The sequence below is a fragment of the Hathewaya histolytica genome (assembly GCF_901482605.1).
GTDB lineage: Bacteria > Bacillota > Clostridia > Clostridiales > Clostridiaceae > Hathewaya > Hathewaya histolytica.
Genome location: NZ_LR590481.1, coordinates 13,867 through 27,903, shown reverse-complemented (window position 1 = coordinate 27,903; position 14,037 = coordinate 13,867). Strand labels below are relative to the sequence as shown.

Below are 14,037 nucleotides of genomic sequence, written 5' to 3'. Positions count from 1 at the left end.
TTAATTTAAACTTTACACACTTTATTTATCATCAATACGTATTTCTTGAGCTATTTTTCTATTAGCTAATTTTACTCCGAAAGGAATAGCTATACCCAAGGTGATAATAAATAATAAAGAAACCATTATTAACATAACCTTATATCCTAGGTAAAATCCATTAAGTTCATCCCTAATTATATTAGATACAATTATGACTAAACCACAACCTAATAAGGTTCCAGTTAAAAGGTAAATCACTATTTGTGTTAATATTAGTTTTACTAACTCTTTTTTATCTAATTTTAATGTTCTTAAAATTGCATATTCCTTTCTTTTTGAAAGAATATTATTTATCAACATATTAATAATCCCTAAAATTAAAGAAGATAAAATTATTACTAATACTACAATGAATAGTACCCACCTTTGAAAGGTCATTTTTCTCGAATCTGCTAGAGCTTGACTTAAAGTAGTATATTTAATCTGAGGATATTTTCTTTTAAGTTCCTCTATGGATTTTAAAGTACTTTTTTCTTTATATGAGGATATTAGCGCCGTTTCGAAGTTAAGGAACTCATCTATATATTGATTATTAATCCAATCTATTAAAATATTACGACTTCCTAAGAGATTGGAATCATCCACAATAACTTTCACTACTACTTGTTGGAATCCTGAATTACTATCAATCTCCTTTATAGCTTTTCCATTCTCTGATTTTTTTATCTCTATTGTATCTCCAACTTTTAGTTTTTGTTTATTTGCAAATTCTTTTGAAATAATTGCACTAGATTTTAAATCTTCTTTATTATTTGGAATTGCTCCTTCCTTAATCAATCCTTCTTTACCTAATCCATCAAGATCCTCTAATGAAAAGCTTGCACTTTGTAATTTATCTTTTCCCTTAAAGTATACTAAACTTATATTGCTTAAAGTTATAACATTTTTAACTTCATCTAACTTTCTTAAATCATTTTTAAAGTCATTCCCTAATTTACTACTAGTTTCGTTTCTATCAGTAATTGAAATTTCTAAAGGCATTTGAGACTTTATAAAGTTTTCACTATTCTTTGATATTGCACCCAAAAATGATTCTCCAAATATAGCAATAATAATAATAGTACTTAAAGAAATAATAATTATGATACTCTTTTTTATCTGAGAAATAACACTCTTAATAGCAACAACAACCCCATTGCCAGCTAGTAATTTAAAAACAGGCAAAAGCTTTTCCAATATACTTTTTATATAATAAGGGAATAACATATATATGCTTATAATTAAAATAATTGATGCAATAGCTCCAAATAAAATTCCATTTTCACCACGGTATAATTTATACATTTCAGTGATAACTAATATTAGGGAAACTACTACCCCCATTTTTCCTAATATCTTTCCTATATTACCTTCTTTATGTATTTTCTCATTTTTTTCAGTTATTTTTAATAGTAAAATTTTTGAGCTCTTCATAGCTGGAATAAGCATAAAAATTTCGATAATAATAAAAGCAATAAGAGCTATTATTATGGCTTGTGGAAATGAAAAATAAATACTAGTAATTTTAAAAGAAAACTTATTATTTAATATCTGAATTAAATACTTATTACTTATATAAGATATAACAAATCCAATAACCTGACCTATTATATTTATAAAGGTAGCCTGTATAAATACAATTTTAAAGGCTTGTTTAGCACTTCCCCCTATAGCCCTGATTACTGAAAATTGATTTCTATAATTGTATAAGAAAACTTGAAAATTAGATAATATAAAAAGAGAACACATAATTATAACTAATACTGATAAAACTATAGTAAATATTTTTAATCTTTTCCGCTACCTCAATATTCTTATTTTCATCAGATAATTTAATTAATAGAAAGGTAGCTTCACCATTATCCTTTATAATATCTTTAAAAGTATTTAAATTTATATATACCATATCTGGAATGTTTGCTATTTGTCCAGAATTATCAATCACCTCAATAATTTTAAAACTTCGTCCTTCTATAGTAATTAAATCTCCTATATTCAAATTCATATTCTCTTTTAAGACTTTATTTATTACTACTTGATTTTCTGAAATATTTTTTTTATACTTATATTTACTTTTACATAATGATGAATTGTCAACCCCTACCGAATAAGGCTTAAAATTAACTTTATCCTTTATTTCTAATTCCCCTATTATCACTGGAGAAATTTCTTTTATTTCCTTTATTGAAGATATTCTCTGTACAGTGGCTTTATCTAAATTATTATCATACATTGAAGGAACTCCTACAGATAAATCCATCTCCCCATAAAGTGTTTTTAGGTTGTCCCTCATTGATTTTTCAGCATTACTAAAAAACATACTCATATTTATGATTAACGCTACAGAGATAACTATACTAAAAATTGAAGATATCATAATAAACTTATTGGATTTAATAAGCTTTTTTGCACACCCCTTTATAGAAGTAATCATTTTAACCCTCCATTATGCCTTTAAACTTTTCTAATATTTCATTAATATTTCCTTTATCCTCACCTTTAATATACTCATCTACTATCATACCATCATGTATAAATACTACTCTATCTGCATATGTAGCTACTTTAGGATCGTGTGTTACTATAATAATACTTTGTTCTAACCTTTCCTTCATTTCTTTAATAATACCCAAGATTTCCAGTAGGTTCATCTGCTAATAGTACAGATGGATTAGTAATTAATGCTCTTGCTATTGCTACTCTTTGCTGTTGTCCTCCTGAAAGTTCTACTGGTCTGTGATTTTCCCCCCCTTCCAGCCTAATCAACTTTATTAGATTTTCCACTTTATCCTTTATCTCTTTTGGGGAACATCCTTTTAGTATTAAGGGCAATGCTAAATTTTCTTCTATAGTTAAGTCTTTAAGCAAATTATAACTTTGAAATATAAACCCTATACTCTCACTTCTATACTTTGTAGCATAGGGCTCTATATGGTAGTCTTTAATCTCTTCCCCATCAATAAAAATTTTTCCACCTGTTGGTGAATCTAATGCCCCAAGGATGTTTAACAGTGTACTTTTCCCCGATCCACTAGAACCCATAATTGCTAGCATCTCCCCCTTGCATAACTTTAAAGTAATATTTCTTAGAGCATGTACCTTATTCTTTCCACTGTCATACACCTTCTCTATTTCCTTTGCTAGTAATACAGTTTCATTTTTTTTCATAATATCACCTCTTGCTTATGTTTTATGATAGATAGCAGACTGACGATCTTTAAATCCTTAAACAAACCCTAACTATGTGTATAATCAGGATTAAGTTCATAATTATTACTAATATACCAATTCTAGCATTATACTTAATTTCCTTCCATGATTTTAAATTAGAATAAATATTTGTACAAAATAGCCTGCTAAAATATTGCAATATGTGAAATATGTAAAATATTATTATATAATCGGGAACTGCTTGTTTTATGGATATTATATTTGAAAAAGAGTTATAAAATTTATATTACTAGAGTTGTACATTGGATATTTGTAAACATGAAGGTATTATAAAATTAGATGATTTATATAGAAATGTGAGGCAACATAGCGAGACCACTGAAAAACTTATAGTTTTTCGGGGGTTTACTTTTTACATAATTTAAAAGACTCAAGTTTATACCATTTTGTGGTATGAGCTTGAGTCTTTTTGTATTATTAAACCCTAATCGGGTATATTTACTGATTGCTTAGAGTCAATATTCTCTTCAAGTTTACAGCAAAAATGGTCAATGCACCTTGCATTTGCATGCCAACAAGACCTGCGGCTGACGCAACATCATACCCATGTCTATGTTTCATTTCACTATTTTTAGCTTCAATTTTATATCTCTCTTTTGATTTTTCTTTAAAAAAATCAGTTTCTTGAAATTCAATATGTTTTTGATGCGTATTCGTTTTGATTGAAACTGAGTATGATTTAGTTTTAGCACCTTCTTTATAGCACCCTTGTTTTAAAGGGCAACACTGACACTTTTTAACATCAAAAAAATAAGAAATTACTGTACCTAGTCCATCTTTGGCATGTTTTTTAGGTCTAGTACTAGTTTTCTTAGTACTCATATGGCCAGCTTCACACGCATACATATCTGCATCTTTATTATATTCAAACTTCGTTTTAGTTTGTCTTTTGTTACCATGAGATACTGATTTACTAAGCTTTGCAATTAGATTTTTTTCACTTTCATTTACATATTCTATATTTTCTTTTTCTGAATAAGCTGCATCTCCAATAATATTTTCTATGTTTAAGCCAGAGGCTTCGCTCTTTTCAATAAGTGATTTTAGTTGTTTTCCATCGTGTTTTTCTCCCGAAGTAACTACAGCAGCAGTAATAATACGTTCCTCAGTCATTGCAATATGAGTTTTATACCCAAAGAAAGATGTATCAGCAGTTTTGTGTCCAACTTTTGCGTCAGCATCTTTAGAGAATGACAAAACCTCTAAATCATCTTCGATTGTTTCTTTTAATAAATTTAATTTTTCTTTTACAGCTGGATAACTTGAAATGACCTCTTCTTTTTCAATAACTGATATAAGTTTTTGACAATACTCTATTTCATCCTCAAGAAGACCGTTGTTAACTTTATTAGGAAACCTTGCTTTCATTGACTCATCAATGTTATAAACTGACTTTCGAAGTTTTTTAGATTGTTCAATTAAAACTTCCCTAGGTGTTTTTTGATTGTATCTAGCTTTGGTATGAGTTGAATCAACAATAATTGATTTTGATTTTATAATTTCCTTTTCCAATGCTATTTCTACGGTTTTAGAAATTAGCATGTCCATTAGATTAGTGTCCTTTAAGCGTAGCTTTCTAAATTTAGTTAAAGAACTTGGATTAATTACATCCTCCTCCGGAGCCATATCTAAGAAATATTTAAAAGACATATCATATTTAGAGCGTTCAACAACATCTACATCAGAAATATTGAAAATAGTTTTTAGTAAAAGATATTTAAACATTCTTATTGGGTCAATCGCTCCGCGACCGTTATTATTGCAATATGTAGAAACTAATTCATCGTAGATGAATGAGAAATCTACCATTTCTTTAATCCTTCTCAACATATTATCTTTAGGGATAATCCTATCATATATATCACCATATTCGCTTAATATCATCTTTTGATGCATTAACATAAAATCACCTGCTTAAATTAGTAATATAAAAATTATACTAAAAAATAGACATAACATCTACACAAACTGTAGTGTTATGTCTATTAAGATTAGGAGGGTACTTTTTCAGTACCCTCCAACATAGCCCTCTTTTTATATATTAGAACTCTGTAAGGGGCAAAAAAGGGGGTGAAATGTGCATTTGAACAAAATAAAAAACCGCTAAAACTTAGTAGTTTTAACGGTTCATGGTGCGTCGGAGAAGATTCGAACTCCCGACCAACTGGTTCGTAGCCAGCTACTCTATCCAACTGAGCTACCGACGCAAATTGTACTTATAATTTTATCATAATTATACTAATAAATCAAGCTAATAAGTATATTTTACATCTTATAATGCTTATTAAAATCTTCTTCAATCATTGCCATTACTATTAAATCCTTATATTTTCCTTCTGAAAAAAACTTTTCTCTAAGTACACCTTCTTGTATAAAACCACATGTTTTATAACAGTTTAATGCTTTTTCATTGTCACATACCATTTGTAGTTCAACTCTTTTTGCTGCTACATTTAAGAATAAGAATTTAGTTAAAGTTTGTATTGAATCTTTTCCGTACCCTCTTCCTCTAAAATCCTTTCTTATGGTTATTCCAATCTCAAATACATTTTTACAGTCTTGTAAAGCTTCATATGTTATATATCCTACTACAACGCCTTTCTCATTTACTATAGTTAAATGTTTTTTCTTCAAATTCATGATTTTATCAAAGTTTTCTATAATAAAATCATTGCTCGGAATAATTGTAAAGCCACTATCAAACTTTCTTACCTCATCATCAGACCACATTTCATAATAGAAATTTAGATCTCGTCTCTCTACAGATCTTAAAAACACCCTATTTCCTTTTAACACCGTTACATCACTTCTTTTCTGCAAAATTTAAAAGAATATCAAACCATTAATTATAGTAAATATATCTTCTATATATGATTATATTTACTATATATTTATTGTATAAAATTATATTATTCCTTTTGAAATAATTTTTCAATGTCGACTATTATTATTTCCCCTTTACATTGAAATAAAACAATATAAATAAAAAAGGATAGCTAATATTTAGCTATCCTTTAATTCTCTATTTAAATAAAATTGGCGGAGAGAGTGGGATTTGAACCCACGGTGCGCTTCCACGCACGCCGGTTTTCAAGACCGGTGCCTTAAGCCAGCTCGACCATCTCTCCATATATTTTTCTTAAACACAAGTACGATTATAACAACATCACTTAAATATGTCAATATCTTTTTTATAACTTTTTATCTATAATTAAATTTATATTACAAAATGTAAGATAAATTTATAGAGAATACGTGATATAATTATTGAGGAGTTTTTATACTAAATATAGGAGGATTTTATGGAAGCTATAAAATTTATACAATCTTTTTCTAATTCATTTTTAGATTTTTTCTTTCAGGCTATAACTATGTTTGGAGAAGATGCTTTTATTATTGTGGCAATTACTCTTGTTTATTGGTGCATAGATAAGAAATTTGGTTATAGATTAAGTTTTGCATATTTATCTAGTATAGTATTAAATGGAATTGTAAAAGAAACTTTTAAAATAGAAAGGCCTTTTCACAAAGAAGGGATTCGTACTTTAAGAATCAAAACTGCTACAGGATATTCATTTCCTAGTGGACATTCTCAAGGTGCTACTACCTTTTTCACATCTATTATGATTTATCTTAAAAAGTCCTGGGGGTATATTTTATTTCCCACTTTAACTCTTCTTGTTATGATATCTAGATTATATTTAGGTGTACATACTCTAATGGATGTCTTAGGTGGGGCTATTTTAGGTTTTATTTGGGTCTTTATAGCTAATAAACTAATGAATCGCATTGAAAATGGACAGAACTATCTTTTATTTATACTTTTAATTCCTATAGTTATTGGAGCTTTCTTTTTACGTTCTTCTGACTATTTTAAAGCAGCAGGTATTACTACTAGTTTTATATTAGGATATTATATTGAAAATAATTATATTAACTTTGAACCAAAACAAAAGTTAAAAATACAAGTAATAAAATATTTAATTGGAATTATTGTAGCGGTGTTTATAAAAAGTTTATTTAAAAAGATATTACCTATTGGAAATATAGGAGCTTTTATAAGATACTTCTTCTTAGGAGTATGGGTTACAATATTTGCTCCTCTATTATTTAAAAAGATAAGTACATAGATTGTATTACTAAAAAGAAACATGGTATGTAATTTACTCATGTTTCTTTTTATTTTAAATAAAAAAGCAAATTATCTCTTTCAAAATTAAACATTTATATTTATAGAGTTTCAAAAAAATAAAAAAGACATCTAAATTCTTAGATGTCCATGGCGGAGAAAGCGGGATTTGAACCCGCGCGCCGGTTACCCGACCTACGCCCTTAGCAGGGGCGCCTCTTCAGCCTCTTGAGTATTTCTCCAAACTGAAGTTAATATATATTAACTTTTTGGCGGAGAGAGTGGGATTTGAACCCACGGTGCGCTTCCACGCACGCCGGTTTTCAAGACCGGTGCCTTAAGCCAGCTCGACCATCTCTCCACATATAATATTGTTACGACATGATTTATTATATCAATGTCATTATAATATGTCAACTATTTTATTAACTTTTTTCTAATTTACTTTATATTTCTGTATATTATAAAGGTTTTATCTAAAATAAAATTATTATTTTCACTTATTTAGTAAAACTCTAGAGGTCATATTATCTTAAATATAATAATATAACCTCTAATTTTATACCTACTCCACTACTTTTCTATTACTTCTCTTCCACCCATATATAATCTTAAAGCTTCTGGAATTTCAACTTTTCCATCTTCTTTTTGATAATTTTCAAGTATAGCAGCAACAGTTCTACCTATAGCTAATCCTGAGCCATTTAGTGTATGAACAAATTGAGGTTTAGATTTTCCATCTTCTTTATATCTAATATTAGCACGTCTCGCTTGATAATCTTCAAAGTTACTACAGCTTGAAATTTCAACATACCTATTATAGCTTGGCATCCAAACTTCTATATCATATTTAAATGCTGCTGTAAAACCTAAATCACCTTTGCATATTCTAACTATTCTATATGGAAGTCCTAAGCCTTGTAATACTGATTCTGCATCACCTACAAGCTTTTTAAGTTCATTATAAGATTCTTCTGGTTTTACAAATTTAACAAGTTCAACTTTATTAAATTGATGTTGTCTTATAAGCCCTCTAGTATCTCTACCTGCAGAACCTGCCTCAGATCTAAAACATGCACTATAAGCTGCATATTTTATTGGAAGTTCGCTTCCTTGTAACATTTCATCTCTATGCATATTTGTAACTGGAACCTCTGCTGTAGGAATTAAAAAATAGTCATCTTGCGCTATCTTAAATGCATCCTCTTCAAATTTAGGTAATTGCCCTGTTCCTGTCATACTTAACCTATTTACCATATAAGGTGGCAATATCTCTGTATATCCATTTTTCTCTGTATGAGTATCTAAGAAATAGCTAATAACAGCTCTTTCAAGCTTTGCTCCTAATCCCTTATAGAATGTAAATCTTGAACCAGTAACCTTTCCGGCTCTCTCAAAATCTAATATATTAAGACTTGTTCCTAAATCCCAGTGAGCTTTTGTTTCGAAACTAAAGTTTTTAGGGTCTCCCCACCTTTTAATTTCTACATTATCTTCATCTGTTTCTCCTTCTGGAACCTCTGGATTTGGTACATTAGGTATTCTAAGAAGTAAATATTCTATCTTATTATCTATTTCATTTAAATCTACATCAAAAGCCTTTATCTTCTCTGCAAGTTCTTTCATTTCATTTAAAAGTACTGTAGCATCTTTTCCTTCTTTTTTTAGTTTAGGAACTTCAGAAGATTTTTTATTTCTTTCATTTTTCATTTCTTCAACTTTAACTAATATATCTCTTCTCTTTTGATCTAATTCTAACACTTCATCTATTTGTGATACATCAAAAGATTCTCCTCTATTTTGCATAAGCTTTTTAATTTCATCTGTATTGTTTCTTATCCTTTTAAGATCTAACATTTTATCTTCCTCCATTTTAAATTTTTATAGTTTATTAAATATCAAATAAGTTTAATAAGAAAATTTCACTTATAGAATTTTATTTTAGAAAACAAAAAAGAGCCCCTCATCCCCCTAAAAAGGGACGAAAAACTCCGCGTTGCCACCCTAGTTGATTAAATTTAATTTACATTCATAAATTTAATCCTCTTAAATAACTTAACGGTTAATTACCGTACTGCTCTTCACAGTCCCTCAAAGGTGGATTCACTAAAACCTAGGTATCAGTTTGCACCAAACACTGACTCTCTTAAACCTCAATTATAGTTACTAGCCTCTTCAACAGTTTATATTCTTATTATGAATTATTCTACAACTTTAAATCTCTAAAGTCAATATATTATCTATATTATGTACTTAAAACTTATTTTCATCCCTTTCTAAGTTTCTTGTACACACAATATCTATTCCTGTATTTAATATATTTTGGCAGACAACATCTCCTATTTTAAGAGGTGGACCTACTCTCAACCTACTTAATGCCTTAGAAAATTCTATCCATAAATCTTTATGAACGGGTTTTGTACTTTTTACAGATACTACGTTAAAATCCTTAGATCCCTTAACCCTAATTACTGTAGTGAAAACATCCATATTGTAATCTTTTTCTTGATTTATACTACTTTTTTCTTCTTCTATACTTTTTAAAAATTCTTTTGGAATAATATTATCTAAGCTAATATCTCTCAAGCTCATCACTCCTACATAGTATCAAATTCTTTTACTCTATTTAAAAGAATTCTAGAATTTTTAGAGTCTTTAACTATTTCTGTTAAAGATTTATTTGTTTCTCGTGCAAGAATCAATAGAATCTTATTTAAACACTGAGAGCCTTGACACCTTCCAAGTGCTGCTCCAGTCCTTCTTTTAACTCCTTCAAGTGTTCTAGCTCCTAATGGTCTTCTTATAGCATCTATAATTTCACCTTCTGTAATTTTATCACAAGAACAAACCATATTTCCATATCTTGCATCTAATTTAATTATATCAGTTCTCTCTTTATTGCTTAAATCCCTAAACTTATAATAATCTCTTCTTTTATCTATGAATTCTTTCCTTTTAGTACAATTTATATGACTAACTATTGTCTCACAAACAATCTTAGATATGGCAGGTGCCATAGTAACTAATGCATAGTGTTTACTTATAATTTTTATATATCCAATATCTATAGACCTATCATCTATTACAAAAGGTTCATCATAATGTTCATTTTCATAAAAAGTTGATATAAAATTTAGATCTACACTAGGTACTAATGGATCTACTTTATCCAATACTATAGAATTATCAATATCTTCATTAGTAACAACTGCACCAATATGTTCACCTGTTAATGTAGGTACTGTTAGTATGACTTCTTTTCCCTCATCTACATTAAAAATCATATTAGACTTACTAATATCAATATCCTTGTTTATAGTAAAATACTTCATTTTACCATTGCTTGTATCTTTATGGACAGTTTCTTCTTTATCTATACTAAGACTTCTATTTGGGGTTGTATTTATAACTATCTTGCAACTAAACCTATTTTTATTAGTTGTAACTTTAAATCCTTTAGACTCTTTCTTTATATCTAAAACTTCTTCTTCTAATTTAAAATTAACATTGTTATCAAAAGCAATTTCTCCATAAGCTAGAGCCAAATCATAAGGACATATTACTCCTGTATTTTTGTTGTATATTGCTTTTTTACACTCTAAAGGAATACTAGGTTCTATTTCCTTTATATTAATTTCATCTATAATATCTATATTTTTTATTCCTTTTTTTAAAGCTCTATCATATAAATTATCTATATAACTTTCATCTTTTGATAATATTAATGATGGTAACCTTTTAAAAGGTACATTAAATTTTTCTGTAACCTCATCCATTAACCCGTTTCCCATGGCTTCCAATTTAGATGTAAAACTATCTTCGCATTCTAAGCCATCAAATACTATAGAGGTATTAACTAAAGCTACATCATCTGCTATATCATAATCTTTTTCTATAAGCGCTATATTTAAATTGTATTTTGATATTTCATATGCAATAGCACATCCAATTAAACCTCCACCTAGAACAAGTACATCATAGTCCATACCCTACCTCCATAAGTTAAAAAACTCTAATCGTACTTTTCTATTATATCATTTTTGCATACAAATTCCTCTATATTTACATTTCTTTAATATCTAATCTATTTATTTTAATATATTCATTTTTCATTTCCTCTAACTGTTTTATATCTATAGGTTTTTTTAGTATATAATCTACATTATCTTTGTCCTTGTCATTAATTAATTCCACACAGCCAGTCATTATACAAAAATATATATCTTTGAATCTACTTTTTATTTTATTACATAATTCCACACCATTTATAGGCATTAAGAAGTCACTTATTAATATAGAATAGTTATTTTTTTCAATTTCCTCTTCAGCACTTTCTGGTGTACACTCTTTAACCTCTGCATTAAATACCTTTTTAGCAAGGGATGCAACTATAAATCTAATGTTAATATTATCATCAATAACTAGTATTTTTAATCCTTTATCTCTTATATAATTATTCTCTATATTTTCATTAGTTATAAGCTCTTTTTCTACCGCAGGTAGCTTAATTATAAAACTAGTACCTATATATTTCTCTGACTCTACAAAAATCTCTCCTCTATGTTTATCTATTATATCTTTACATATACTAAGTCCTATACCAGTGCCCTTTGATTTTTTAGTTGTAAAGAAAGGAGTGAAAATCTTATCTATATTATCACTGCCTATACCTAACCCACAATCCTCTACTTTAACTACTATATAATCTTGTTCCCTATAAGAATTTACCTTTATAACGACTTCTTTTCCACTCATGGAATCTACAGCATTGTTTATTATATTAACAAATACTTCTCTAAGTTCCGTACTATTTCCTAAAACATTTAAATCTTTCTCTAATTGCTTTTCTACTAGTATATTTTGTGAATATTTACTTTTAGTAATTAAAATAGAATCTTCTATTATTTTTTTTATATTAACTATATCATTTTTATTATATATTTCTTTTACAGACTTTTTACTATTGTTTAAAATACTTACTGTATCTTTTATACATAATTCAATTATATTTAATTCACTAGATATATTGGCATCGAACTTATATATTTTATCTTTTATAAGTTCTATTGCATTTAAAGCTGGCATTAATATATTATTTATGTCATGTACTACCCTTAAAGTACAACTATTAACATCTAAATTTGTATTACTACAAGTTTCTTTTTTGAATGTTGAATTTTTCATAAACCACACCATCCTATCACGTTAAGTATAAATTTCAGCTCTTTTTCTGCCTTACTCATAGAAAAAGAAAAAGCATACATATTTTTATATTATATGTATGCTCAAATCTACAATTTTAAAACTTATTTTCCAAGTTATTATTATATTTTCTGTTTTTTTATTTTTTACACCTAACAGCTAACTACAATTAATTATCTTCCACAATAAGATATCCTGATTTCTCTAACTCTCTTAATATACAATCCATTGTATCCTTATCTTTAGCTTCTATAGTATGAAGATGTATTCCATTAGTAAGTTTGGATAAAGGCTCTGCTCTATACCTATCTAGTTTTCTCATAAAATTCTCTAAATCTGCTAAATTAGAAATCTTAAGCATTGCTCTTATTTCCCCATATAATGGATGTTCTATAATTACGTCATTAATTATACCACCAAACTTAATTATTAAATATAATTCATTCTCTATATCTTCCCTTTTATGAGATACAGCTATAATCTTCTTTAAATTACTATCTAAATTATTATCTAATATGTATCCTTCAGGTGTTGCAATAATATTAAAACCTTCTGCTCTTAAAAGTGCAACATCTTTTACTATAACCTGTCTTGTTACCTTTAAATTTTTAGCAATTTCTGCACCCTTTAAAGGAGTATTACTACTTATCAAAAATTCCTTTATTAGTCCTCTTCTCTCCTTAGAATTAATAACCCTCTCCTCCTTTAAAAAATAGTAGTACTAATTTAATTTCTATCGTCACACTGCTGAAATAAGCTTATAATATATTGAAAATCATCACAAGGTTTATTATTATGATGATTTTTAACCATATATAATACCTTATCTGAAAACAGTTTGCTTTGCTTTAAAATTTTATAACCTATTTCAGCATGGTTCATATATATATCTAATTTTTTATATTTAGATATATATTTTTTATTTTTAAACCTCTCAGAAATTAAAACCATAAGTACTCTATCTATTATATAAAAATTACCTTCTCTTTTACCTACATCATGTAATAAGCTTGCCTTCATTATATTTAAAATTTCTTGTTCTCCTAAAGATTTATCTGTGATTATTAACTTAATTAAATCCTTAGAAACCCTAAGGCAATGTGCCCTGTCATATTTTTTCATAGTATTGAATATATAAATTTCATCTTTAGTCAAATATTTAAAAATAAACATTTTATCATGCTTTGTAAATGGTTTTATAGTATAAAAGTTTCCTAAGAAAAATTGTTTAATTCTACTTAACATTTTTCATCCGCCTTACTTATCAAGCTTTTATTATTCCAAGAATACTTCTTATTTATGCTATTCCTATTTTAAAATATCAATATATTAATAATATTATATAAAAAAAGAACACTCTTTTAAAGAGTGTTCTTTGGTGGAGATAAAGGGATTCGAACCCTTGACCCCCTGCGTGCAAGGCAGGTGCTCTCCCAGCTGAGCTATACCCCCAA

General features: G+C 28.0%; 13 protein-coding genes, 5 tRNA genes and 1 other annotated feature. Of the genes, 1 reads left to right on the top strand and 17 read right to left on the bottom strand.

The window, feature by feature from the left end:
- Positions 1–21: 21 nt before the first annotated feature.
- The 8 genes from FGL08_RS00140 to FGL08_RS00110 form a co-directional block, all read right to left on the bottom strand.
- A complete protein-coding gene (locus FGL08_RS00140) occupies positions 22–1,770 on the bottom strand; it encodes an ABC transporter permease (RefSeq protein ID WP_138208897.1) in 1,749 nt (582 codons plus the stop codon).
- Positions 1,745–2,455, bottom strand: a complete 711-nt coding sequence (locus tag FGL08_RS00135) for an ABC transporter permease (RefSeq protein ID WP_138208896.1) — start codon at positions 2,453–2,455, stop codon at positions 1,745–1,747. Before FGL08_RS00135 ends, FGL08_RS00140 begins: the two co-directional genes overlap by 26 nt.
- Before the next feature lies 1 nt (position 2,456).
- Positions 2,457–2,636: a hypothetical protein gene (locus FGL08_RS13505; RefSeq protein ID WP_243117911.1), complete on the bottom strand. Its 180-nt coding sequence runs from the start codon at positions 2,634–2,636 to the stop codon at positions 2,457–2,459.
- Positions 2,637–2,640: 4 nt separating this feature from the next.
- A complete protein-coding gene (locus FGL08_RS00130; RefSeq protein ID WP_243117910.1) occupies positions 2,641–3,189 on the bottom strand; it encodes an ABC transporter ATP-binding protein in 549 nt (182 codons plus the stop codon).
- 501 nt (positions 3,190–3,690) lie between these two features.
- On the bottom strand, positions 3,691–5,154 hold the full coding sequence (locus FGL08_RS00125; RefSeq protein ID WP_138208895.1) for an IS1182 family transposase: 1,464 nt from the start codon (positions 5,152–5,154) through the stop codon (positions 3,691–3,693).
- Positions 5,155–5,382: 228 nt separating this feature from the next.
- Positions 5,383–5,459, bottom strand: a tRNA-Arg gene (locus FGL08_RS00120).
- A gap of 58 nt (positions 5,460–5,517) precedes the next feature.
- Positions 5,518–6,048, bottom strand: a complete 531-nt coding sequence (locus FGL08_RS00115) for a GNAT family N-acetyltransferase (protein WP_171011930.1) — start codon at positions 6,046–6,048, stop codon at positions 5,518–5,520.
- 241 nt (positions 6,049–6,289) lie between these two features.
- Positions 6,290–6,380: transfer RNA gene (locus FGL08_RS00110), tRNA-Ser, on the bottom strand.
- A 174-nt stretch (positions 6,381–6,554) separates the two neighbouring features.
- Between FGL08_RS00110 and FGL08_RS00105 the strand changes: the two genes are divergently transcribed.
- Positions 6,555–7,382: a phosphatase PAP2 family protein gene (locus FGL08_RS00105; protein ID WP_138208893.1), complete on the top strand. Its 828-nt coding sequence runs from the start codon at positions 6,555–6,557 to the stop codon at positions 7,380–7,382.
- A 150-nt stretch (positions 7,383–7,532) separates the two neighbouring features.
- On the opposite strand, the gene FGL08_RS00100 is transcribed toward FGL08_RS00105, so the two are convergent.
- The 9 genes from FGL08_RS00100 to FGL08_RS00060 all read right to left on the bottom strand — a co-directional run bounded on the left by FGL08_RS00100 (position 7,533) and on the right by FGL08_RS00060 (position 14,035).
- A tRNA-Ser gene (locus FGL08_RS00100) sits at positions 7,533–7,623 on the bottom strand.
- A 28-nt stretch (positions 7,624–7,651) separates the two neighbouring features.
- A tRNA-Ser gene (locus FGL08_RS00095) sits at positions 7,652–7,742 on the bottom strand.
- Positions 7,743–7,954: 212 nt separating this feature from the next.
- Positions 7,955–9,238: a serine--tRNA ligase gene (serS, locus tag FGL08_RS00090; protein ID WP_138208892.1), complete on the bottom strand. Its 1,284-nt coding sequence runs from the start codon at positions 9,236–9,238 to the stop codon at positions 7,955–7,957.
- Between the two features lie 117 nt (positions 9,239–9,355).
- Positions 9,356–9,569, bottom strand: a binding site (T-box leader).
- 65 nt (positions 9,570–9,634) lie between these two features.
- A complete protein-coding gene (locus FGL08_RS00085; protein ID WP_243117909.1) occupies positions 9,635–9,967 on the bottom strand; it encodes a DUF1667 domain-containing protein in 333 nt (110 codons plus the stop codon).
- Between the two features lie 11 nt (positions 9,968–9,978).
- Positions 9,979–11,367 (bottom strand): NAD(P)/FAD-dependent oxidoreductase, encoded by a 1,389-nt coding sequence (locus FGL08_RS00080; RefSeq protein ID WP_138208890.1) that lies wholly within the window; start codon positions 11,365–11,367, stop codon positions 9,979–9,981.
- A 76-nt stretch (positions 11,368–11,443) separates the two neighbouring features.
- A complete protein-coding gene (locus FGL08_RS00075) occupies positions 11,444–12,565 on the bottom strand; it encodes a hybrid sensor histidine kinase/response regulator (RefSeq protein WP_171011929.1) in 1,122 nt (373 codons plus the stop codon).
- A gap of 187 nt (positions 12,566–12,752) precedes the next feature.
- Entirely contained in the window at positions 12,753–13,274 is a 522-nt protein-coding gene (locus FGL08_RS00070; RefSeq protein WP_138208888.1) for a transcription repressor NadR, read from the bottom strand.
- Positions 13,275–13,309: 35 nt separating this feature from the next.
- Positions 13,310–13,828, bottom strand: coding sequence for an HD domain-containing protein (locus FGL08_RS00065; RefSeq protein WP_138208887.1), 519 nt, complete (start codon positions 13,826–13,828; stop codon positions 13,310–13,312).
- A gap of 131 nt (positions 13,829–13,959) precedes the next feature.
- Positions 13,960–14,035 (bottom strand) — tRNA-Ala (locus FGL08_RS00060).
- Between the last annotated feature and the right edge of the window lie 2 nt (positions 14,036–14,037).

Excerpts from the sequence above, each read along its gene's own strand:
- FGL08_RS00140 (WP_138208897.1), bottom strand. The coding sequence starts at position 1,770 with ATGTGTTCTCTTTTTATATTATCTAATTTTCAAGTTTTCTTATACAAT.
- FGL08_RS00135 (WP_138208896.1), bottom strand. The coding sequence starts at position 2,455 with ATGATTACTTCTATAAAGGGGTGTGCAAAAAAGCTTATTAAATCCAAT.
- FGL08_RS13505 (WP_243117911.1), bottom strand. The coding sequence starts at position 2,636 with ATGAAGGAAAGGTTAGAACAAAGTATTATTATAGTAACACACGATCCT.
- FGL08_RS00130 (WP_243117910.1), bottom strand. The coding sequence starts at position 3,189 with ATGAAAAAAAATGAAACTGTATTACTAGCAAAGGAAATAGAGAAGGTG.
- FGL08_RS00125 (WP_138208895.1), bottom strand. The coding sequence starts at position 5,154 with ATGTTAATGCATCAAAAGATGATATTAAGCGAATATGGTGATATATAT.
- FGL08_RS00105 (WP_138208893.1), top strand. The coding sequence starts at position 6,555 with ATGGAAGCTATAAAATTTATACAATCTTTTTCTAATTCATTTTTAGAT.
- serS (WP_138208892.1), bottom strand. The coding sequence starts at position 9,238 with ATGTTAGATCTTAAAAGGATAAGAAACAATACAGATGAAATTAAAAAG.
- FGL08_RS00080 (WP_138208890.1), bottom strand. The coding sequence starts at position 11,367 with ATGGACTATGATGTACTTGTTCTAGGTGGAGGTTTAATTGGATGTGCT.
- FGL08_RS00075 (WP_171011929.1), bottom strand. The coding sequence starts at position 12,565 with ATGAAAAATTCAACATTCAAAAAAGAAACTTGTAGTAATACAAATTTA.
- FGL08_RS00065 (WP_138208887.1), bottom strand. The coding sequence starts at position 13,828 with ATGTTAAGTAGAATTAAACAATTTTTCTTAGGAAACTTTTATACTATA.